The 22,682-nt window shown below is 33.9% G+C and carries 18 protein-coding genes and 1 other RNA gene; 3 read left to right on the forward strand and 16 right to left on the reverse strand.

Translation table 11 applies throughout. From position 1 onward, the window contains the following. Window positions 1-2: 2 nt before the first annotated feature. On the reverse strand, window positions 3-383 hold the full coding sequence (locus AMD00_RS19395) for a hypothetical protein (RefSeq protein ID WP_053418675.1): 381 nt from the start codon (window positions 381-383) through the stop codon (window positions 3-5). 522 nt (window positions 384-905) lie between these two features. Between AMD00_RS19395 and AMD00_RS19400 the strand changes: the two genes are divergently transcribed. Both AMD00_RS19400 and AMD00_RS23735 read left to right on the forward strand, forming a co-directional pair. Next, entirely contained in the window at window positions 906-1,781 is an 876-nt protein-coding gene (locus AMD00_RS19400) for an NgoPII family restriction endonuclease (RefSeq protein ID WP_053418676.1), read from the forward strand. A gap of 67 nt (window positions 1,782-1,848) precedes the next feature. Then, a complete protein-coding gene (locus tag AMD00_RS23735; protein ID WP_083446310.1) occupies window positions 1,849-2,610 on the forward strand; it encodes a DUF3427 domain-containing protein in 762 nt (253 codons plus the stop codon). Window positions 2,611-2,682: 72 nt separating this feature from the next. Here AMD00_RS23735 and drmB read toward each other — a convergent pair whose 3' ends face one another. From drmB to AMD00_RS19435, 6 genes are all read right to left on the reverse strand, one after another. Continuing rightward, window positions 2,683-4,533 (reverse strand): DUF1998 domain-containing protein, encoded by a 1,851-nt coding sequence (drmB, locus tag AMD00_RS19410; RefSeq protein ID WP_211258677.1) that lies wholly within the window; start codon window positions 4,531-4,533, stop codon window positions 2,683-2,685. 15 nt (window positions 4,534-4,548) lie between these two features. After that, complete coding sequence (locus tag AMD00_RS19415) at window positions 4,549-8,139, reverse strand: helicase-related protein (protein WP_053418678.1); 3,591 nt, start codon at window positions 8,137-8,139, stop codon at window positions 4,549-4,551. Next, window positions 8,129-9,661, reverse strand: a complete 1,533-nt coding sequence (locus AMD00_RS19420; RefSeq protein ID WP_053418679.1) for a DISARM anti-phage system protein DrmE domain-containing protein — start codon at window positions 9,659-9,661, stop codon at window positions 8,129-8,131. The genes AMD00_RS19415 and AMD00_RS19420 overlap by 11 nt, the downstream gene beginning before the upstream one ends. Continuing rightward, window positions 9,645-10,601, reverse strand: a complete 957-nt coding sequence (locus tag AMD00_RS19425) for a hypothetical protein (RefSeq protein WP_053418680.1) — start codon at window positions 10,599-10,601, stop codon at window positions 9,645-9,647. Before AMD00_RS19425 ends, AMD00_RS19420 begins: the two co-directional genes overlap by 17 nt. Before the next feature lie 982 nt (window positions 10,602-11,583). Continuing rightward, window positions 11,584-11,889, reverse strand: coding sequence for a hypothetical protein (locus AMD00_RS19430; protein ID WP_053418681.1), 306 nt, complete (start codon window positions 11,887-11,889; stop codon window positions 11,584-11,586). Continuing rightward, window positions 11,890-12,156, reverse strand: a complete 267-nt coding sequence (locus tag AMD00_RS19435) for a hypothetical protein (protein WP_053418682.1) — start codon at window positions 12,154-12,156, stop codon at window positions 11,890-11,892. It lies immediately after the preceding gene. 174 nt (window positions 12,157-12,330) lie between these two features. On the opposite strand from AMD00_RS19435, the gene AMD00_RS19440 reads away from it, so the two are divergent. Beyond that, the gene (locus tag AMD00_RS19440) at window positions 12,331-12,750 is read left to right on the forward strand and encodes a tyrosine-type recombinase/integrase (RefSeq protein ID WP_281173099.1); all 420 of its coding nucleotides are present in this window, start codon (window positions 12,331-12,333) and stop codon (window positions 12,748-12,750) included. Window positions 12,751-12,844: 94 nt separating this feature from the next. Here AMD00_RS19440 and AMD00_RS19445 read toward each other — a convergent pair whose 3' ends face one another. The 9 genes from AMD00_RS19445 to tpiA all read right to left on the reverse strand — a co-directional run bounded on the left by AMD00_RS19445 (window position 12,845) and on the right by tpiA (window position 22,668). Further along, window positions 12,845-13,999: a hypothetical protein gene (locus tag AMD00_RS19445; protein ID WP_053418683.1), complete on the reverse strand. Its 1,155-nt coding sequence runs from the start codon at window positions 13,997-13,999 to the stop codon at window positions 12,845-12,847. Window positions 14,000-14,240: 241 nt separating this feature from the next. Beyond that, window positions 14,241-14,600, reverse strand: a transfer-messenger RNA (tmRNA) gene (gene ssrA, locus AMD00_RS23005). Window positions 14,601-14,778: 178 nt separating this feature from the next. Then, window positions 14,779-15,246 carry an SsrA-binding protein SmpB gene (smpB, locus tag AMD00_RS19450; protein WP_053418684.1) on the reverse strand — a complete coding sequence of 156 codons (468 nt, stop codon included), beginning with the start codon at window positions 15,244-15,246 and terminating at the stop codon, window positions 14,779-14,781. Between the two features lie 33 nt (window positions 15,247-15,279). Further along, window positions 15,280-17,691 carry a ribonuclease R gene (rnr, locus tag AMD00_RS19455; RefSeq protein WP_053418685.1) on the reverse strand — a complete coding sequence of 804 codons (2,412 nt, stop codon included), beginning with the start codon at window positions 17,689-17,691 and terminating at the stop codon, window positions 15,280-15,282. A 43-nt stretch (window positions 17,692-17,734) separates the two neighbouring features. Next, window positions 17,735-18,481 (reverse strand): alpha/beta hydrolase, encoded by a 747-nt coding sequence (locus AMD00_RS19460; protein ID WP_053418686.1) that lies wholly within the window; start codon window positions 18,479-18,481, stop codon window positions 17,735-17,737. A 118-nt stretch (window positions 18,482-18,599) separates the two neighbouring features. After that, window positions 18,600-18,827: a preprotein translocase subunit SecG gene (gene secG / locus AMD00_RS19465; protein WP_053418687.1), complete on the reverse strand. Its 228-nt coding sequence runs from the start codon at window positions 18,825-18,827 to the stop codon at window positions 18,600-18,602. 244 nt (window positions 18,828-19,071) lie between these two features. Continuing rightward, on the reverse strand, window positions 19,072-20,367 hold the full coding sequence (gene eno / locus AMD00_RS19470) for a phosphopyruvate hydratase (RefSeq protein WP_053418688.1): 1,296 nt from the start codon (window positions 20,365-20,367) through the stop codon (window positions 19,072-19,074). 20 nt (window positions 20,368-20,387) lie between these two features. After that, a complete protein-coding gene (gpmI, locus tag AMD00_RS19475; protein ID WP_053418689.1) occupies window positions 20,388-21,914 on the reverse strand; it encodes a 2,3-bisphosphoglycerate-independent phosphoglycerate mutase in 1,527 nt (508 codons plus the stop codon). Further along, window positions 21,907-22,668: a triose-phosphate isomerase gene (tpiA, locus tag AMD00_RS19480; RefSeq protein ID WP_053418690.1), complete on the reverse strand. Its 762-nt coding sequence runs from the start codon at window positions 22,666-22,668 to the stop codon at window positions 21,907-21,909. The genes gpmI and tpiA overlap by 8 nt, the downstream gene beginning before the upstream one ends. Window positions 22,669-22,682 lie beyond the last annotated feature (14 nt).

The raw sequence follows: 22,682 nt of genomic DNA on the forward strand, positions 1-22,682 counted from the left end.
TATTAAAGTGTTTGTTTTAAAATGCCTTTAAATTTAATATCTAAATAATTTCTTAAGTTGAATATATCCTCAGATTTAATACTACCAAAATCTGTACTTTCCTCATTATATATATTTCGAACAAACAATAATTTACCTGCCAATACAAATACTAAATCATCTTCAGATTTCACTTCAAATATCGGATTACCAACTTTTTCAAAACCACGATCATCCACTAGAATTGCAATTTCATCATTATAATCTAGAACATCTAATCCTTCAGAGTTCAGTATATAAAGTAATTTTTCGTATTGCTCATCTAACGTATTATAATTTATATTAACTACATTGGCTTCCAATTTAAATGTATTACTATTGAAACTCACTTCGTAAATCTTCAATTAATATGCTCCTTTATAAGAATGAATTAGATATGCTTAGCTACATCATTTGTCTTTTGGTTAATACTTACGACTTAATCACTTAAACCAACTACTTGTCTAAAATTAGTGAAACATTGATACATGACCGTAATTTGTTTTGCAAAGTGTATACTAACTTTAAACCACTTAGTTGTAGCTCTATTTACTACTCCACTTACTCATATCAAATAGATTTTCTGCCACGTTATTTCCCTACTTCACTTTACGGACGAATTTTAAAGTTTTTTGCTCTTTTAAAAGACTCCTATTCTCCATGGAATACAACAAATGCTCGTTTAATTTAGTCTAACATACTAAATCTTTAACAAGCAAAAGTAGAAAATATCTAAACATTAGACCTTATTATACGTAAGTACTATATTATACACACACTTCCAATTGACTAATATTCCCACATATAATACATTTAAGAGGTTATTCAGTCTCATTTTAAAACAAACAATATCGGGACTTTAAAATTAAATTTTAAGGAGAATTTAAATGACAAAACCTTCATCCAATGTTTTAATCGCACTAAAAAATATTTTGTTAAATCAAAGTAATACTTTACCCACAGTAATTGATCACTATAGTAGCAATAGGATTAATGGCGTCGGTGATTTGTTAGAATTTTATGTTAAAGATGCTTTTTGTGACGGAAGCTCTTCCCTTGAAAAAACAAATGAAAAACTATCTAAATATCAACAAGTATTTAGTTATTTAGGAAACTCTAATAATCCACCCGATTTCATAATAAGACGCGGTGCCGCTGTTGAAGTCAAAAAAATCGAAAAGGTAGCCGGAGGCTCGATTGCTCTAAATAGTTCATTTCCAAAAAATTATCTATATTCTAATGACAGTAAAATTAAGCAATCCTGTCGTGAATGTGAGAATGAACATGGCGGTTGGGAAAAAAAGGACATGATTTATGCAATTGGGAATGTAACAGATGTAAACTTACACAGTCTTTGGTTAGTATATGGAGATTGTTATTGTGCTGATAAAGAAAGTTACGAACGTATTACCGAAACAATGAAAAATGGTGTTAATAAGATTCCAGGTGTTCAATTTTCTGAAACTAAAGAGTTAGGAAGAATTAATCGCGTAGATCCCTTAGGTATTACATACTTAAGAATCCGAGGAATGTGGGGAATTGAACATCCAGGAAATGTATTCTCAAATTATTTAAACACTGATTCAAATAATACAAAAATTTATGTATTAATGCGAAAAAGTACTTACATTGCATTAGATACAAAACCAGATTTAACACAATTTATCAACCAAGGTATCTTAACCATAAATGAAATTCAGATTCCAAACCCAGATAACCCTGCGCAAAATATAGATGCTATTTTGTACAGCGCCTCATTCTAAAAACTTTTATCAGATTTCAGATTAAAATTTATTTACTTAACCTTTATAATTAAGGAGATGAATAATTTTGAAACATCCATTTGTTGTAGGGGATTTTTATAGCAGAAAGGATATTTATAAAATTGTAAATGTTCCTATTCATAGACAAAAAGGTGCTTGGAATACTGGTTATACCATTTATGATGATAGTGCCTTTATTTTTGCAAACTTAGGTGTACCAGGTACAACTGGACATGACTATGCGAACCTATTAGTTGGGAATATTCTTCATTGGTATAGTAAAACAACAGATACAATTCATGTTTCACGTCTAAAAAGAATAATGAGTGGTGAAATAGAGGTTTATATTTTCACAAGAACAGATAGCAAAAATGTTAATTTCATATTCCAAGGTTTAGGTACTTTGGTCGATTATGATGATATTAAGCCTGCATATGTTGCTTGGGAATTACATAAAGACATAACACCAATTCCTTTTTCAAATAGTAACGCTAAAGTAAAGCAACGTATAAAATTTTTAGAAGGTACTAAAACAACTAGTATTACAACACGGTATGAAAGAAACCCAAAAGCACGCAAAGAATGCCTTGATCATTACGGATATGATTGTCAAGTATGTGATTTTAATTTTTTAAATTTCTACGGTGATATCGGAAAAGATTACATTCATGTTCATCATTTGGTTGAAATAAGTACAATTGGCGACACTTACGAGATAGATCCTATTAAAGATCTTAGACCTGTATGCCCCAACTGCCATGCGATATTACATAAAAGAAAACCAGCATTTTCAATTAATGAATTAAAAACAATGCTTACTCGTAAGTAAACAAAAAATATTTCACCCTAAAAAATGGAACTGCACACAAAAAATAAGGTTTTGTGTGCAGTTACTATTTCATTATTTAAAATAACCGAAATTAGGGTCAATTAATAAACTTCTATCTAAGTACAGATTCCAGAATTCACAAGATGTCTCTGGAATATGCGAACAGTTATAGCATGATGCACCATTTAATCCATTAACCCCTTGCCCCTGTGTCTTACCTAATTCTGTGCATACAGGATCGGAGCTACACCATTCCGCATTATTTTTCGCCTTATCTAGAATATGAAAGAACTTTTCTTCCAATCCTAATCTTACCAGTCCACCTAAAGTGCCTTCTGAATCTCCTGCTGAAATGTAAATTAATACGCCTACCTGAGCTTCATCTATATACAATCGTTCTCTAATTGCCGCACGATTATATCCACATACATTCGCTAATTCATCAATCAAAAAATGTGATAGTGTGTGTATCATGATATTACGTGGCTTTAAGATTGAATCGTCTCGATGTTCTACATGCCTAATTCTTTCTAGATAGCTGTTAAAGTAATTTTGAACTTCTGAAGAGGATTCCCATTCTACCACTTTTTCTAGATTAAGTTGAAGGAAAATACCTTCTCCATATACTTCATTTACAGGCAACCATTTTTCATGTGCGCTTTCGAAATCCTTATACAAAGAAGGATAATAGCTACTATATTCGGTGGTATTTTTATAATCTTTTCTATCAAACCCATACAAAGCAGTTGTTTCTTTCAACTTTAACACCCTTGATAAACGCTGTAAATATGGTTTATAGTAATTACCATTAACAGCTTCATCCTTGTCAAACTCCCATTCGGGTTCAACTTTTAATTCCCTAGAATTAACCTCTGACGTGAGTTTTTCAAATTCTTTTTCTTTAATTAACAAACCTGGTTTTTCAAGCTCTTCCTCAGTATACTCATATTCATCACCTGATTGAATATACATTAAAGCATCTTCAATTTCCTGATCTGTTGCGTCCTCTTTAAGGTCAAACCTTAGATTTTCACGAATAAATTTAACCTTTTTTTCAAGGTTATCTAATAAACTTAGATTTGTACGGACCAAGTGTTTAGCGGGTGATTGTATTTTAGAAACAATCAAGTCAACATTTTCACTATAATCTCCCGGAATTGCTAACGCACTAATTTTCTTGGACATATAAACACTTATTGAATTTCTTAGAATTGCAACTGGAGCTGCTGAACATTCTTCTTTATTATCATCACACCATGGACGCTCACCTTCACATGTGTAGTTTCCTGCCTTATTCTTATTAAGTTGATTACCTAAATAACTAGTATTATTCTCTTTATCAAAAGAAGTGACCCTTTGAAGATCCCTACTATCTTTACATTTTTCACAAACAATTCTCCAAGAATCTAATGTTGTACCCCCTCCCATTTGAATAACTAAATTACCTTCACATTTAGTCTCTTCATTGCCATGAACCCATTTACGCCATGGAAAATCCGACAAATGCCCATGTTCACAAATTACTACGAAAGGAACTTGCTTATAATATCTTTTTTGATTACATTTAGGACAATCTAAATAGACAGATGTTTGGTCTAACTCTAATTCTCGTAAAGATCGACAAGAACTGCAGTAATGCCATTTAGGAAAACGCATTAATGGCATTACAAGGTTACTATTTGGAACAACTTCCATTGCATTTGTTGAAGCCTTTCTAAATTCAGGTGGCGTATAAAATTTATCTACCTTTAAAATTGCTTTTAAACGAGGTTCATGTACTGTAAATTCTTCGATGTTAATTGATTTTTTCCCATAACTATCTTTAAACCATAAATCTAATGCACCTACGACTGCCGTTTCACCTTCTGGGCTAATTACTAAGGAGCCTGGACCTTCAGTTCCTACTAATTTTGAACGTCTCATCGGTAAATATCGCATTTAGTCATCATCCTCCCAGACAAATTCATCTTCTTCTTTCTCGATTGATACGATAGATGCACGACTCTCAGCATCAACACTTCTCAAAGAGTTTATGACAGGGATACTTCCCTGATATTTTTCTCCATCATTTAAATTTCCAGCTTGATACATTAACCCTCGTTCCGTTTCAGAAACTCTCCAAGTTTCATAACGACCCTTTAATACGGCATCCATAAACGTCTTAAATAATTCCTTCCAAATATCAACCTGCTCTTTATCAATTAGCTCTACTCGCTTTTTAAATCTCTTACGAAATGCTATGAAACGTTCATCTTTCATTACACGTTTCAATTCTCGATTTGTAGGATATAATGCCATTTGCATATCCATTCGTTGACGTAAAAAGCCAATTAATACTGCTGTTAATCCACGCTCTAAAGAAGCTGTTGAAAATGGTGTTAAACTTGTCGTTTCTACTTGTGCATAAAGCCTTTGATGATATTCATTAAAATGTTCAAAATGCGATTTATCACGGGAGTTTTGATTAGAATAAACAGTTACAATTAATCCTGGTCTTTCATGAGGGCGCCTACCTACGCGACCACTTACTTGAATATATTGAGCTGTCATTTTAGGTTGCCCTACAATTCCCATTAATGATAAACGATCAATATCTACTCCTACTTCAATAATATTAGAAGCTAAACATGATGTAAGTGACTTTGTACGCCCTTTATTATCTTTTTGCGTATAAGAGACATTTAAATCATCGATCGTTTTTGAAATTTCGTTACTTTGTTTTCGAGAGGTTAATTCTAATGGAGCATATAAAAATCTTTTTTTATCTTTAGCTATTCCCTCTCTTTTATTTAAAGCATCAATGTAAGTTGGTATGTCACTGTTAAATAAGTTCAAACCTGCACCTAAATCTCTCAAGCTATTATAGAAAGAAAGCAATGTCCAGAACGGATCTCGTTCTTCTTCTGGCAAACTCTCTACCTTTTGTAAAATCGCTGAATAAGTCATAACCTGGGCCATTAAAATACGAACACGCGATGTGAAAACACCAATATATTTTCTACCTGGCATAGGCTTACCATTTTTATCTGCAGCCACTTTTGAGAAAAAAGAGTCGTCAATATCAATACCGGGACTAGGGAAAAGTCGTGCATTTTCTCGTCCGAATAAGCATTTAGCTTGCTCTTCAAACTCCTTAATAGTTGCTGTTGCTGAAATAATTTTTGGTTTTATAGGTACTTCTCCACGATCATCGATACATAATTCTTCAATTAACACTTCATATAATCCTGCAAGCGTTCCAAGAGGTCCTGAAATTAAATGTAATTCATCTTGAATAATAATTTGTGGAGGAGAAATAGATCGTTTTCCTAAATCATTTATTCCAAATAAGCCTCTTGCTTCCGGTTTCCATGTTAGCTGAACAAATTTATCGATGGTCCCAATTAAAAAAGTCGGCTTTTTTTCATAAATGGTTTCATCTACAAAATAAACAGGTATTTCACCATGAAAATCGCATCTTTCATCTGGACACCGGACTATTAATTGCTCGTTTACTCTTTTAAACCCAAGAGGAACAGTCTCATTATATTTTGAGCCTTTACCTTTAACTGCTACTTTACCAATCTCACAACCACACCAAGGGCATCTTGTGATAACTAAATTATCTGGTCCTTGAGGTTTTTGCATTTGTTTAACTTGTGACAAAGCTATCTGGTTTGTATTAGGCGAAGTTTTAGACCCTACCCAAATACCAATAGAATAAGGTGTTGTACCAAGATTCCTCTCACAATCACGGCGAATATATTCCATAGCGCAAATTAATCTTGAGGCACGTTGAAATTGATCAGCAGTTAATAAACGTAACGTATAACGCATCATTATATCTACACCTGCATCATTTGGATCTAATAAACGGCGATAAAACATTTGAAAGGCAGCAACACCTAAATATGCCTCCGTTTTACCTCCACCTGTTGGGAACCAAATCAAATCAACAGTTTGACGATCAATTGAATCTTTTTCGACTAATGATTGAATAGATAATAAGAAAAAGGCAATTTGAAAAGCACGCCAACTATTATCACAATCAGATAAATTCTGCATAGCTTTCATTACATCGTTATAAGATTGATCAATAATCAACTCCATAGCCTTACTAGTATCACTTTTATCATAGTAGGCATTACGTGGCATTTTCCCGTTAAGTTGTTGAAGTAAAATCGCTTTGTTTGCTAACTTAAACGCTTGAAATACTTTCGAATCCTTTAGTAATTCTAATCCCTTCTCCATTCGACGAAGACTATCCTTACAAAAGTCTAAATTTGTTTCAGCAGCTTTTTTTAACTCTTTTTTTAAGTTCAATTTTCTTGTTTCTAATTCTTGATCTTCAATCCATTTCTTATATCCAAATACTAAAGGTTGTAAAATCCCTTGTAATTCTTGATAGTTTTGTACATCCATTAATTCTCGCATTTCAATTTTTAATACTACTTCTTCACCATCAACATCCATTGTAATATCTGGTGTCATACTTTCTGTTTCATAAACTGGAATAAATTTAGAATATAACTCACTAATTTTTTCAGCATTTTGATCCCATTTAACTGAACAACCGTGTCCAAATGCATAATTAAATTTATTTTTAAATAACAATTCATTATTCCATTCATCTTTTGTTAGACCTAAATTACGTTCCGAAATCTTGGGATAATTTAAAAAATCGCCGAGATCCGCCGAGATTTTTAACTGTGATTGAAATACCGTATATTCGTCCTTGTTAAATCTAAGAGGCGGTTCTGTAATATTTAATACTGTTACCGTAAAAAGAATATATTCATCTTTGATTCGACATTGAATATGTAATTTCAACTTAATTTTTTCAATTTTAACCTTTGCTGCATCAAATACATCTAACTCGTATTCTTTTAAACTAATTTTCTTGCTCGAATCAAATTCTGAAATTAGAACAGTTAAATCACCAAAAATAGAAGTTCGAAGCCACCAGTCCTCTTTAAAATCATAGTGTGTTTCCTTTCCAGTTTTTTTATCTTTAGCGTGTATGTCTGTATAAATTCGATGCTTATCATAGATACCACCGGTAAAATTGATTTTGAATTTTTCAACATCCTTTGCCAGACAAAACGTAACGCCCATACTAGACGGCATGGAATCTTTTTGCTGAACTTTAGGTGCGATATCCTCTAATCCTGTATCTTCAACTATGTCATCTTGATTGTCTAATTTATCAATCTCATCATAAAATCCAGCCTGTTTTTCATCAATTTTCTTATCACCTACCATTTCATCACTTTCAACATCTATTTCTTCCGCCTGAAGCTGAATTGGATAAAGCATGCCTGCAGCATATCTTCGAGATGGACTATCTCTTTGAATCACTTCTTCTTTCAAAGTAGCTGAAAACCAATGATAATTTGTATTTAAGTCTTCAAAATTATCAAATTTTGTATTACCTGTAGTATTTAATAACTTTGTTGTATTATTGATATCACTTGGACCTACTATTTCTTTTTCTATTGCATTTATTAATATTTCTCGATTCTCTAAAGCCCGTTCTAACTTAATTTCCATATACTACACCTCTTCTCTTAATAATCTTTAATGCCTCATTTTCCGGAATAGAATAGGTCTGTTTTGAGATTTTTTTAACTTCCTCAATGTTAAAGGTTGCACCTTCAAATTCCTTTGATTCAAATGTATAAAACCCGTTTTCATCTATTAAACTTTCTAGATTTTTATCCAGTTCATTCATTAAAACATGTGAAATTTGGTGTCCTGCAGAAATATGAGCACTAACAATTTTATCTGTTGAGTTAATTATTTCCTGTATATCTTTCAAATCAAAATTTAAAGCCTCTAATAGCTCATTTAAACAGCTAGGTTTAATCGAGTAACTACCTATCCAGTTTTTAACATTATTTTCCTTAGCTACTTCAATTCCATATCTTTTTTTTAGAATCCTGGAAACTGTTTCAATTCCTTTACGTCTTACATTAAATCGTAATTTTTTCTTCCATTTCTCTACATTTTCTCGATATTCGCCTGCATTAGCCCCCATAATTTTATCTGCTACTTCTCGAACTAAACCCGAAGCGTTTTGAGTCCGAAACACTAATAAATCACCTATAGATAAATCTCGAACTTTTTCTTGCGTTATCTTTAAAGATTCTCGGTCAATGACGTTCACTTTTTGTCTAATTGGCAGAAAAATGTAGTTATTGTTTGAAATGGCCGCTAATTTCACTTCCACTTTCTCTGTTAAAGCATCATTAGCAGCATTCTCGAACTGACTGATTATAGCTTCTTCTGATTTTTTTTCGTTTTTTATTAAAAACGCATCTCTATAATCAATGCCTTCGAAGCCTTGCTCTAGGTTTACATTCTTATATATTGTATTAATCGAATCATTCTGACTCATTAAGTTGGAAAATGATTTTCTTTTTATTAAACGATTTTCGAAGCATGAATAACCTAGAAATATTGTGTTTTTACCATAAAAAATTTCCGAGAACTTCCGATCAAAATAACTAGAAGTCCCAAGAAAAATTACATGATCAGCATAAATCCCAGCTTCAACAAAATCTTTATCTATCATTACCTTTATTTTCCATTCGTTAATTTCAATATATTCATCTACTATCTTTTGCTTGGTTAAAAGATATGTATTATCACCAGTAATATCATTACTAATTTGCATTCTCTTTAAAGTATCTATATATGCATTATGATCCTGTTTTCTTAAATACTTTATTAGTTCTATAATTGGTTCTATATTTTTTTTAAATAAATCCGCATAAATAGCTTTTTTAGTAAATGAAAAATATTTTACAATTGACTCATTATTTGCTTTAAAATAGGTACTATAGTTTCTAATTGAACCTACTATCTTCCTACATACCCTTATAAATAACTCTGTTTCCTCTATCAATATTTCGTCATACTCATAATAGGTTTTTACAGCGGTTTTTAAATTTTTCAAGGCATGCATTAATTGTCCTATCCGCTCTTCCTCAACTTTTATAAATTTTACGGTCGTTACTGAAGAAAACAGTTCATTTGCTAAACTTATATTAGCTCTACGATAACCAGGCAAAAATTTCTACCCCTTTCGGAATTTCAACATGTTTTCCATCCATATATTCTAATATTTCTTTATTGACTGAATGACTTTGGCTCATGAGAAAATCTTGCTCAATTTTAAACTGAAGATCTTCAAATTTTTCATTTGAATCATATTGATCTATAATAAACACACATTTATGTTCATCAAAATCATCCATTTTTCTAAGTGCACGACTACTTCCAACAAAGATTGCTATAGCTTCTTTCGGAATTGTTACTGAACGATTTTGTTCAATAAATGCAAGATTTTTAAAGGTACTTTCTGAACCATCAAATAGTAATTCACTTAATTGAAATGAATCTCCATCAAGATTCAATTTAATAACATCTAAAAAATCCTTCCACTCTTTTTTATTTGCATATACATATGTTTGCGGTGTATTCTGCATCATTAATAATTGAAGTTTTTCCTCTGAATAAAATTTTTTCAACTTTTCATTATCAATAATGTTATATACATTTCTTACAAGTCTAGTATTTCGCACTGTAGTAATATCGTCATCATGGATTCTTACATAATTAAACCATCTTGTTTCCGGTATATAATTAATAGAGTCTAGTCGATCCTTTACTAATATAGCTCTTGTATCTGAGTTAGGCTGGTGACTTACTTCTATAACAGAATGGGCTACCCAATCATCCCCTGTTTTATAAAGAATTCTTTGACCTTTTTTTAAGTTTAGATATTGATCTAATAGTGCTTCTGTAGATGGATTTTTAAAATCATAGTCTACTGCACCAAATACAAAAAAATAAGAAAAGAGTAAATTAGACGGGACAGAAATATAGATTTTTATCGGTTGAGATAATTGTTTAAGATAACCTCCTAATTCAATACTAAAGCACATCCAATTTTCCAAAGCTTTCAGACTTCCATCAACATTTTTATATTTAAGGTTTTGCGACTGCAAATTAATTCACTTCCAAATTAGATTATTTAATAGTTAAATTTCCATGTGTGTTGATTAGAGAAAAAACAAGTTGTCACTTGGCTGTACGTTTATTTAACAAGAACGTATATTACGCACTTTTAGTTGATTATAGTGGAAGTACAAACGAACCGAGACCCTGCATGGATCGATGCGAAGGAAGCGGCACTTTGTTTGCCCGCGGAAAGCGAGCATCCCGTAACGAAAACCAACTTACCACTTTAATGAAAATATTTACAATTAGTTAATCGACTTACCTGTTAAATTTTCTAATTACTATAGATTTTTTTATTAAAAAAACCCCTAAATATCCCTGTATATTCATTGTAACTAAAATAATATATTTGAACACCCTTCATTAATTGAAACTTCATTTTCGTTTTCAAATGAGTACTTAACCGTTAGAATAGAAGAAACCTTTAATAAATCCAAATAACTATCGTTATGTAACATGGATTTAATAGTCTGCTAAAACAACATTTTAGAAGACATTTACTGAGGCTATCCTAAAAATATAAAAATGCAATTCGAATTCAACTCGAATTGCATTTTTTCTCTATTGGATGAGATAATGGCTTAAGACTCCACACTAAAAACCTCCAAAGAAGGTAATAATGTCAAAGTATGTAATAGCTTTGGAGCGGCTCTTCACAATTTCATCCAAATGATAAAACCAAATGAAAATATAGCGGTTTTTTCTTTAAAATGTGCGTTAATAAAATTATAGGTCCAAGAAATAATATGCGACCAATAATCAACATATTATTTCTTGGTAACTAATTTAAATATACTTAATCTATAATTTATTCATCCTTAATGGCAAAGTTGGAATCCGATCATCCTTGTAAGCATCCCAATCCCAATAATTATATTTGTCTAAACTAGAGAAGTGGTGTTTCTTAGCTATTTTCGTTTGATGATAAATTATATTATTCTCGCTCATACCAAACACTTCTAAAATCGTTTAAGGTTCTGTATCAATAAATATACCATCAGGAATAAAACCGTTCCAATTGACATCATAACTTGTTGTAGGTCTTTGTACCAATCGTTTTTGTTTACCTAACTCGTTATATAAACGTCTTTCATATGAACTTTGAATAGGCGCTCCATAATCAGATATTGGAAGCAAAGCAAAGCTCTGAAATACCGGGATCTCTTGTGAGGAAGGTTTCGTAACAAAACCACCTACAAAATAAGGTCCTTCTAATCCCCTTCTCGCTTCCATCTCTTTATCTAATATTTCTTTACGTACCCTTAATTTTCTCAACTAAGATCTCCCTTTATTTGGATTATAGGCATTAATAATATAATAGCCACCATTTAATTCTGTAGGTAGATCTTCTAATACTAACATAGTAAAAGCTCCATATTTAAAACCACTAAATAAAACTTCATCGGATCTTTCAAGACTCACTTTACCAATTTGATAATACTTGGTAAGCGAGTCCGTATAAAATCCAAGTTTAATGAATTTGTGTTCTAACTCTTCAATCATGTCTTGTAGATCAACAAAATTCTCGGATTTATTAAACATGCGATCACCTCTCAAATCAAATATTTACTACCCGATATCGATATATGTAATCGTAAGTTTTTTTTATTTTTTCTAATAAATAAATTGGAATACCTGTTTTTTCTAAACCGTCTAGCCACTAGAGAAAATGAAATTCATATTAATAGGGCTATTTCTCGTGGTAAGGATAACCAATTGTATGTGAAATCAACTAAGACAGGTATTGTACGTACAGTCAAAATGGATTCTCGCACAATGGCAATCTTAAATGAATGGCAAAAGAAACAAAAAGCTGACTACTTCAAATTGGGCTTCAATACAAAATCTGCAACTCAATTAGTTTTCAGCAATGAAGAAAATAAATTTTTACAGCCTACAAAAACGAGAAAATGGATTATTCAAATTCAAACAAGATATAATCTCAAAAAAGTTTCTACACATGGCATGCGTCACACTCATTGCTCTTTATTATTTGAAGCGGGAGCAAAGATTAAAGAAGTGCAAGATCGATTAGGACATAGTGACATTCAAACAACTATGAACATCTATGCACACGTTACTGCTAAAGCAAAAGAAAGTGCTATTCAGAAGTTTGAAGCGTATTTAAGTATTTAGATACAATGATTTGAAATAAAAAAGTACCAAAGCCTTTATATATCTAGGTTTTGATACTTAATAAATATGAAGCTCAAATTTATAATATATTGAATTATATGTACTTACCCTTTTTGAAATCCGATTTTTCAAAATCTGACATTTCATCTTCTAATCCTAAATAATTCGCTATCGAAAGAATAACTAAAGTCATACCTATTAAAATTTGAGACACATGAAGTAAGTTATGCTCAATCGATTGTTTGTTATCAAAAGATATATTAAACGCTGTAAGAGAAAAGCTATACAAAACACTTTCTAAAAGACTATTTTCTGAATTTGAAGGATTAAAAAAATAAATCAAGCCAAAAAGGAATGTAATTTCTAAATAGCTATGGATAGCCAAAGATATTCTGTTTCCTCTCTTTAAGGAAGAATGCCTTTTACCAATTTCTATTTTTTCAGTCATTGTACTAGCCGTAACATCTTTGTAAAAAGCAAAAACAATCTCTATCCCTCTCGATAATGTATGAAGCAATAAAAAAACTAAAAATAAATCTGAAATATCGAATTCAACTGTTAGAGATACTATATCTTTTATTTTTAAATTTATTGGATTTTTTATTTTTATGATGATTGGAGCTATTATTACTAAAATGCATGTAATAAAAATATTAGCCCAATTACTATTTATAATAAATAATTTCCGACTTTTTTTCTTTAAATGTTCTTCACATTCAAAATTTGCACATCTAACCTCATCATTATAATAATGTATAAATTTAAAATTTGTACATCTAACTTCACCCTTAGAATAATGAAAAGGTTGATTTTTTTGGTTAGGATTTCTAGCTGGACAACAATTATCTAAATCTTGTTTTAAAATCTCTTTAAATTTTTTCGCAAATAGATAATCTGATGAAAAAAATAAATAAAAAAAGTGGAATATCCAATCAATAAAACTTTTAGAATTATTAAGTTTACACAAACACACTTTTACACAGCTTTTTAATGACATTGCTTCTTTCTCAAACTTTTTAATGGTTGTCCGATAAACTGTATAATGCAAAATAAACGACACTAATACAACAAATAAATATGCTATTAACCAAATAAATATATTAATGTTAAAAAGCATAAGGCTATTATTACTAAACTTTAAATTTATACTACTCCAAAGTAGTGAAATTAAAGCAATGAAAAAAATAATAGATTTTGCCCAATAAAACTTAATGAACCGCTTATTCTTTTTTTGTCTTGTATCTGGCACAATTATAATTAACCTCCAATTCACAAAATCTAAAATATATTCTACCATTTATAGACAACACAAAACAGAACATATTTCTATCCTTAATAATATAAATTATTATATTAGATATACTCCCCGTAGCAGCTACGTCTTTAGCTACGGTTTGTTGAAACTATATGAAACTCCATGAAATAAAAAAAATGCCAAAACCCTTATTTACAAAGGATTTTGACACTCATTGAAATCATTTGATTTCTTAAAATGGAGACGGCGGGAGTCGAACCCGCGTCCAGAAACTCCAATACTCAAGCTTCTACGCGTGTATCTTGCCTATTTAGGATTCACGCTTCAATAGCCAGCAAGCAGGCATCATGAGCGCTAACTTGGGAAGCTCTTGTTACTAGCTCAAGTGGCACTAGTAACCGTATCCCACTATAAGTGAGCCTGAACTATGCTACATGGGCGATAGAATAGACAGGCAGTTTCATCAGCTTACGCTGCGAAAGCTAAGTTGTTTTGTTGTTTGCCAGTTATTATATAACTTCCGTTGATGACGAAGCCGAGACCTCCGACGCGCAACTCAAGCTCAGACCATCCCTGTCGAATCCGTAACGTCCCCTTAATATAGGCTCTACAAGGTATTTCTACTACTTGTAGTTAGAAGCCTTAGGGATCCTTATGACAATAAATGTCTTAAGGACGTTCGGAAATACTTTTAGAAAAAGTATTTATACTGGCTTGTTTACTTTATAAATTATAAGGCAAAATTGGTGAAACTTCAAGTTTGAGCATCTCAATTATAATTGGTTTTTCGCCTTGAATGTACGTTCCATATCACGTTTTGCTTCTTTTTTACGTAGGTCATCACGTTTATCGTAGTTTTTCTTACCTTTACCGACACCGATTAATAATTTCGCATAACCGTCTTTTATGTACATTTTCAGCGGTACGATAGTATAACCGTCACGTTTAACTCTACCAATCAGCTCAGCAATTTGTCTTTTATGAAGCAATAATTTACGTGAACGTAATGGATCGTGGTTAAAACGATTTCCTTGTTCATATGGACTAACGTGCATGTTTGAAATCCAAGCTTCATTACCACTGACGCGGACGTATGAGTCTCTCAATTGCACTCTACCGTTACGAATTGACTTAATCTCTGTTCCTTGTAATACCATTCCTGCTTCGATCGTTTCCTCTATAAAGAAATCATGTCCTGCCTTTTTATTTTGTGCCAGAACTTTTCCTGACCCTTTAGCCATTATCATTCACCTCATTAAATAGAGGAGAAGCGACTAGCGCTTCTCTTTATTTTTCTTTTTACCATTGCTGCCTTTTTTCTTTTTAGCAATACCTTCGTAGAACTTTTTCTTTTGGCTACCACTTTTACCGGAAGCTTTACGCTCTTCCTTGCGTGTTTTACCATTCACTTTTGCACCACTTGGTTTTCGAGTTCCGCTTCCGCTTGCACTTTCGCTTCTGCCTTTTCCTCTGCCACCTCTAGTGCCCTCTTTTTTCTTCGCATGAATGACACGTGGTGCTTCTTTGCGAGTACGGCCGAATTCGCGTTTCATACCGACGATTTCAAAATCAACAGCTGATTCTTCAACGTTGACAGCCTTAACTTTAATTTCTACACCATCACCAATACGGAAAATACGACCGGTACGTTCGCCAATCATCACCATTTGACGGTCGTCAAAACGGTAGTAATCATCTGTCATATTACTAATATGAACAAGGCCTTCAATTGTGTTTTCTAATTCGATGAACATACCAAAGTTTGTAATTGAACTAATGATACCTTCAAATTCATCACCAATTTTATCAGCCATGAATTGTGCTTTTTTCAGTGCATCTGTATCACGCTCTGCATCGACTGCACGACGTTCGCGCTCAGAAGTATGCTGTGCGATTTCATCCATTATAGCATTCCAGTGTGCAATTGTAGCAGATGAAACATCACCGTTAATTAAGTACGTACGGATCAATCTGTGAACAATTAAGTCCGGGTAACGACGGATTGGAGATGTAAAGTGTGTGTAAAACTCTGTAGATAAACCAAAGTGTCCTAAACATTCCGCACTATATTTTGCTTGTTGCATAGAACGAAGCATCATAGTCGAAATAACAGGTTCCTCAGGTAATCCATCAACTGATTCTAAAATCTCTTGTAATGCACGTGGGTGGACTGTGTTACCAGTACCTTTAATCACTAACCCAAAGTTTGTTACAAATTCAAAGAATCGTTGAAGTTTTTCTGGCTTAGGATCTTCGTGAATACGATAAATGAAAGGTACATCCATCCATTTGAAATGTTCTGCAACAGTCTCATTGGCTGCTAACATAAACTCTTCGATCAGACGCTCTGCGACTGTACGTTCACGTAATACAACATCTGTAGGCCAACCATTTTCATCTACAAGAACTTGAGATTCTTTAAAGTCAAAGTCCACAGCACCGCGGTCCATACGTTTATTGCGTAGAATTTGCGCTAATTCGCCCATATCCTTAAACATAGGAACAAGATCTGCATAACGTTCTTTTAACTCTTCGTCATCTTCTTCTAAGATCTTATAAACGTCTGTATACGTCATACGCTCAGTCGTATTAATGACACTTTGGAAAATCTCGTGTCCTATTACTTCACCACTACCATTAATCGTCATCTCACAAGATAATGTTAGTCGGTCAACTTGTGGATTTAACGAACAAATACCGTTTGATAGTCGATGAGGAATCATCGGAATAACGCGGTCTGTTAAATACACACTAGTAGCACGATCATACGCTTCTTCATCAAGATCTGAACCTTCTGTTACGTAGTAGCTTACGTCAGCGATATGAACGCCTAGCTTATACGTACCATCATCATTTTTTGTCACAGTAACAGCGTCATCTAAATCTTTTGCCGTTTCACCGTCAATTGTGACAATCATTTGATCACGTAAGTCGATACGACCTTCTAAATCTGCTTGAGTTACTTCATCAGGAATAGCTGATGCAGCATCAATCACTTCTTTTGGGAAGTCGATAGCGATACCATGTTTATGGATAATCGATAAGATGTCTACACCTGGATCATTTTTGTGACCTAAAATTTGTGTTACGATTCCTGTTGCTGAGCGATTATCATCTGGCCACCCAGTAATTTCAATGACTACTTTATGACCATCCATCGCACCTAGAGTATCCCCTTTTGCGATAAAGAAATCGATTGATAACTTCTTATCATCTGGCACTACAAAGCCAAAACCACGATTTGCTTGAAAGACGCCGACAACCTTCGTTGTTCCTCTTTCTACAATTTGAATGATTTTACCTTCTCGTCGATCTCCAGAAGTTGTTTTAGATACACGAATTAATACTGTATCACCATTTAATGCACCGTTAATAGCATCTGGCGGTATGAACACATCATCCATTCCTGCTTCTTCTGGTGCAACAAAGCCAAAACCTTTTGCATGACCGATGAAGCGACCTTTTAACAAATTCATACGATCTGGCGTACCATATCGATTCGTATTAGAGCGTACTACCTGCCCTTGCTGTTCCATTCTCACTAGTGTTTTCACTAGTTCTTTAAATTCATCCGCATCTTTAAAACCAAATTGTTGTTCGAATTCGGCAACAGTGAGCGGTTTATATTGTTCTTCTTTCATGAAAGTTAATAATCGTTCTTGCAATGTTAATTCTTGATTGTTCATCTTTCTTCCCTCCTTCTAATAGCGTTTGCGAAGAATGCCATTTCTACTCTCGCCAATCGAGTTTTTCTAAAAAAGCATATATATCTTCATGTAATTGTTTTTTCTCTTTGTCAAGAGTAATAACGTGCCCGGACTCTTTATACCATTTTATGTCTTTATCATTGGACTCCACCTGATCATAAATGATTTGTGCTGAATTTATGTCAATCACGTCATCTAATAATCCTTGGGCAACGAATATTGGAGCATAGATTAGATCAATCTGATCTCGAACTTGATAAACAAGTTCTCGTAATTCTGAAAGTGAAGGCATCCCTTGTTCTTTCAGCTCAGATATCTCTTGCTCGATTTCATCTGGTTTTTTTCCAATAAACTTTTTAAAGTCACGTGCATATTTCAATACACCTTCGAACATTAAATCCGTAGTGCGCATTGACATTGGTGCACACATTGTCGCAATCCCCTTAATAGGTAGTGTATACCCTAAACGCAGTGAAAATACACCACCTAAAGATAAACCGGCAACTGCAATTTCTTCATAACCAGCTTCTTTTAAAGTATTATATCCTTGTAGAACGTCTTCCCACCACTCTGATGGTTTTGTATGGATTAATTCCTCTGGTGGTACACCGTGGCCTTTATAATGAGGAGCAAGCGTAGTATAGCCTTTTTTCTCCAAAAACCTTCCAAGCATTCGTACATCAGAAGAATTCCCAGTGAAGCCATGCAACAGTAAAACTGCGCGTGGACCTGCTTTAAAAAAGAAAGGCTGTGACATTAAAACTTCCATGAAGCAAACCTCCATTAATAATACAATTCATGTATGTAAGTGTTCTATTATTAATTATATGCTTTTATAAAAGAAAACGCCTAACCATATGGTGGTCAGGCGGTTCAAATATCGCTCATTAAAATTTCGCAATAGCTAAAGCTAGTACAAAAAATAAAATTGATAATACTACCGTAATGCGGTGCAAAATAAGGTCCATGCCTCGAGCTTTTTGCTTACCAAAAAGTTGCTCAGCTCCACCAGAGATGGCTCCCGAAAGACCTGCACTTTTACTTGATTGTAATAATACTAAGACAACTAATGCAAGAGAAACAATGATTAATAGTGTCATAATCACAGTATGCATATGTTCCACCTCCTGATTCGAAACATCACAACAGTCTTATCTTACCAAAAACTGTACGTAATGACAACGTTGTTCTAATTCAATCATGCTATGTAGCCTGTAAATAGACTAGCGCTTAAGTTATATTCTAACATTTCCATACAATTTTGACGACTACCTAATGAAAAAATAGAGCTATTTCTACTGCCCTTATTGAGACAGTGAAATAGCTCTCTGTTATTTAGAGCTTAAGTAAATTTCTAACTTATTTTTTTAAGTTGTAGAAAGATTTTAAGCCATTATATCTTGATGTTGAGTCTAGTTGATCTTCGATGCGAAGTAATTGGTTATATTTCGCAACACGGTCAGTACGTGAAGGTGCACCTGTTTTGATTTGGCCAGCATTTACAGCTACTGCGATGTCAGCAATAGTTGAATCTTCAGATTCACCTGAACGGTGAGAGATAACAGCTGTGTAGCCTGCTTGTTTAGCCATTTCAATAGCATCTAAAGTTTCTGTTAAAGTACCGATTTGGTTAACTTTAATTAGGATTGAGTTACCAACGCCTTCTTCGATACCACGTGATAATTTTTTCGTATTTGTAACGAATAAGTCATCACCAACAAGTTGTACTTTCTCGCCAATACGTTCTGTTAATAATTTATGACCAGCCCAGTCATTTTCATCTAAGCCGTCTTCAATAGAGATGATTGGATATTTATTAGTCATTTCCTCGTACCATGCTACCATCTCTTCAGAAGTTTTAACAACGCCTTCACCAACTAAGTGGTATTTACCGTCTTCTTTACTGAATAGTTCAGAAGATGCAACGTCCATTGCTAAGAATACTTCTTCGCCTGGTTTGTAACCAGCACGTTCGATTGCTGTCATAATTGTAGCAAGTGCTTCCTCGTTAGAAGAAAGGTTTGGCGCGAAGCCACCTTCATCACCTACTGCAGTATTATGTCCAGACTCTTTTAATACAGCTTTTAAGTTGTGGAAGATTTCAGTACCCATACGTAATGCGTGGCGGAAAGATTCAGCGCCTACAGGCATTACCATAAATTCTTGAATATCTACGTTGTTATCAGCGTGTTCGCCACCATTTAAGATGTTCATCATCGGTACTGGTAATTGTTTTGCATTTACGCCACCGATATATTGATAAAGAGGAACTCCTAAATAGTCTGCTGCTGCATGTGCAACTGCTAAAGATACGCCAAGAATAGCATTTGCTCCAAGTTTACCTTTGTTTTCAGTACCATCTAATTCGATCATGCTGTTATCAATTGATACTTGATCAAGTACAGCATAGTTACCGATTAATTCAGGTGCAATGACGTTATTTACATTATCAACTGCTTTTAAAACACCTTTTCCAAGGTAGCGACCTTTATCGCCATCGCGCAATTCTACTGCTTCATATTCCCCTGTAGATGCACCAGATGGTACGATTGCACGACCAAATGCACCGCTTTCTGTGAATACTTCTACTTCTACTGTTGGGTTACCACGTGAATCTAATACTTCACGAGCTTGTACGTCTGTAATAATTGGCATTGTTTTAACTCTCCTCAGTTTTAAAATAATGGTTTTCCTGTCATTTCAAGTGGTTGTTCCACTCCAAGTAATTTTAACATGGTTGGAGCCAAATCGGCTAAAATTCCACCATCTCGTAAAACGATATTTTCTTTTGTGACGATTACTGGAACAGGGTTCGTTGTATGAGCTGTCATCGGTTGACCTTCCAAAGTAGTAACCTCGTCAGAATTCCCATGATCAGCAGTTACAATTGCTGCTCCACCTTTTGCAATGATAGCATCTACAATTTTACCTAAACACTCATCAACAACTTCAATTGCCTTAATCGTTGGTTCTAGCATACCGCTATGGCCAACCATATCAGGATTAGCAAAGTTGAGAATAATGCCATCAAATGCATCAGATTCAATCGTTGCTAATAGTGCATCAGTTACCTCATAAGCACTCATTTCAGGTTTTAAATCGTATGTCGCTACTTTCGGTGAATTTATCAAAATACGCTCTTCACCAGCGAATTTCTCTTCACGTCCACCACTCATAAAGAATGTGACATGAGGATATTTCTCAGTTTCAGCAATACGCAATTGAGTTAAACCTTCATTTGCTATTACTTCGCCAATAGTATTGACCAAGTTATCATTTTCAAACGCAACCTTCGCATTTACTTCATCACTATAATGCTTGAACGTTACATATACGAGATCTTTAGGATGTTTTTCACTTAATTCAAAACCATTAAATGCAGGATTCGTAAATGCTTTTGAAAGTTCAATTGCTCGGTCTGGGCGGAAGTTAAAGAAAATGATAGAATCATTTGAATCAATTGTTGCAACAGGTTTGCCGTTTTCTTTCACGACAAAAGGTACAACAAATTCATCTGTAATATCTTTTGCATATGAATCTTGCACACCAGATATTGCAGAACTTGCTTCTTCACCTTTAGCTTCTACGAGTACTTGATACACTTTTTCAATACGATCCCAACGATTGTCACGATCCATTGCATAGTAACGACCACTGATTGATGCGAATTTTCCTACACCGATTTCAGCTATTTGACGTTCAGTTTCTTCAATATAAGAAACTGCTGATGTTGGTGCTACGTCACGACCATCTAAGAAACCATGAATATAAACTTCATCTAAACCATATTTCTTAGCTAGCTTTAACAGTGCGAATAAGTGCGAATAATGACTATGTACACCGCCATCAGAAAGTAAGCCCATTAAATGTAGTTTCGTATTATTCTCTTTTGCATGTTTTACTGCTTGCACTAATGCATCATTTTCAAAGAAGTCACCATCTTTAATAGACTTGTGAATTCTCGTTAAACTTTGATACACAACACGTCCAGCACCAATATTCAAATGGCCAACCTCTGAGTTACCCATTTGTCCATCTGGCAACCCTACTGCTTCACCTGAAGCAAGTAGAGTCGAGTGTGGATACGTATTCCATAAACGATCAAATGTTGGTTTTTTCGCTTGTGCTACAGCATTTCCAAACACTTCACTACGTAAACCTAAACCGTCTAAAATAATAAGTGCTACAGGTTTTTTAGGCATTTGCGCCCGCCTCCAAAAGTCTCAAATAAGAATCTGATTGTAGGCTTGCTCCACCTACAAGAGCCCCGTCAATGTGCTCCATTGATAGCAATTCAACAATATTTTCAGGTTTCACACTTCCACCATATTGAATGCGAATTGCTGCAGCAGCATCTGGACCAGCAATTTCTTGAACAGTGGCACGAACCGCTCCACAAACTTCATTTGCATCTTCAGCAGTTGCCGTTTTACCTGTACCGATTGCCCAAATTGGCTCGTATGCAATAACAGTTTGTTTTACTTGCTCTGTTGATAAACCTTCAAGAGCTGCACGTACTTGACCAGCTACTTTTGCAACTGTGTTTCCAGCTTCACGCTCTTCTAGTGTTTCACCAACACATACAATTGGAGTTAAGTTATATTCAAATGCTGCCTGAGTTTTTTTGTTAACTGCTGCATCCGTTTCGTTATAATACTCACGGCGCTCAGAGTGGCCTAAAACCACATAAGAAACAGCAATGTCTGATAGTTGAGAAGGACTTACTTCACCTGTAAAGGCACCTTCTTTTTCAAAGTGCATTGTTTGAGCACCAATCGCTAAATTAGAGCCTTTAGCTTGTTCGACAAGTGTTGGCAAGAATAAAGCTGGAGCGCAAATAACTGAGTCCACTTTTTCTTTGTTTGGAATTGATGATTTTACTGCCTCTACAAATTCTACAGCATCGCTTAAGTGTTTAAACATTTTCCAGTTACCTGCAATAATTGGTTTACGCATGTGAATACCCTCCA

It is taken from the genome of Viridibacillus arvi (assembly GCF_001274945.1).
GTDB classification, from domain to species: domain Bacteria; phylum Bacillota; class Bacilli; order Bacillales_A; family Planococcaceae; genus Viridibacillus; species Viridibacillus arvi.

What these genes read in the sequence shown, in the direction of transcription:
- secG (WP_053418687.1), bottom strand. Translation starts at nt 18,827, where the DNA reads ATGCATACTGTGATTATGACACTATTAATCATTGTTTCTCTTGCATTA.
- AMD00_RS19400 (WP_053418676.1), top strand. Translation starts at nt 906, where the DNA reads ATGACAAAACCTTCATCCAATGTTTTAATCGCACTAAAAAATATTTTG.
- drmB (WP_211258677.1), bottom strand. Translation starts at nt 4,533, where the DNA reads ATGAGACGTTCAAAATTAGTAGGAACTGAAGGTCCAGGCTCCTTAGTA.
- rnr (WP_053418685.1), bottom strand. Translation starts at nt 17,691, where the DNA reads ATGAACAATCAAGAATTAACATTGCAAGAACGATTATTAACTTTCATG.
- tpiA (WP_053418690.1), bottom strand. Translation starts at nt 22,668, where the DNA reads ATGCGTAAACCAATTATTGCAGGTAACTGGAAAATGTTTAAACACTTA.
- gpmI (WP_053418689.1), bottom strand. Translation starts at nt 21,914, where the DNA reads ATGCCTAAAAAACCTGTAGCACTTATTATTTTAGACGGTTTAGGTTTA.
- eno (WP_053418688.1), bottom strand. Translation starts at nt 20,367, where the DNA reads ATGCCAATTATTACAGACGTACAAGCTCGTGAAGTATTAGATTCACGT.
- AMD00_RS19435 (WP_053418682.1), bottom strand. Translation starts at nt 12,156, where the DNA reads ATGTTTAATAAATCCGAGAATTTTGTTGATCTACAAGACATGATTGAA.
- smpB (WP_053418684.1), bottom strand. Translation starts at nt 15,246, where the DNA reads ATGGCTAAAGGGTCAGGAAAAGTTCTGGCACAAAATAAAAAGGCAGGA.
- AMD00_RS19415 (WP_053418678.1), bottom strand. Translation starts at nt 8,139, where the DNA reads ATGGAAATTAAGTTAGAACGGGCTTTAGAGAATCGAGAAATATTAATA.
- AMD00_RS19460 (WP_053418686.1), bottom strand. Translation starts at nt 18,481, where the DNA reads ATGGAAGTTTTAATGTCACAGCCTTTCTTTTTTAAAGCAGGTCCACGC.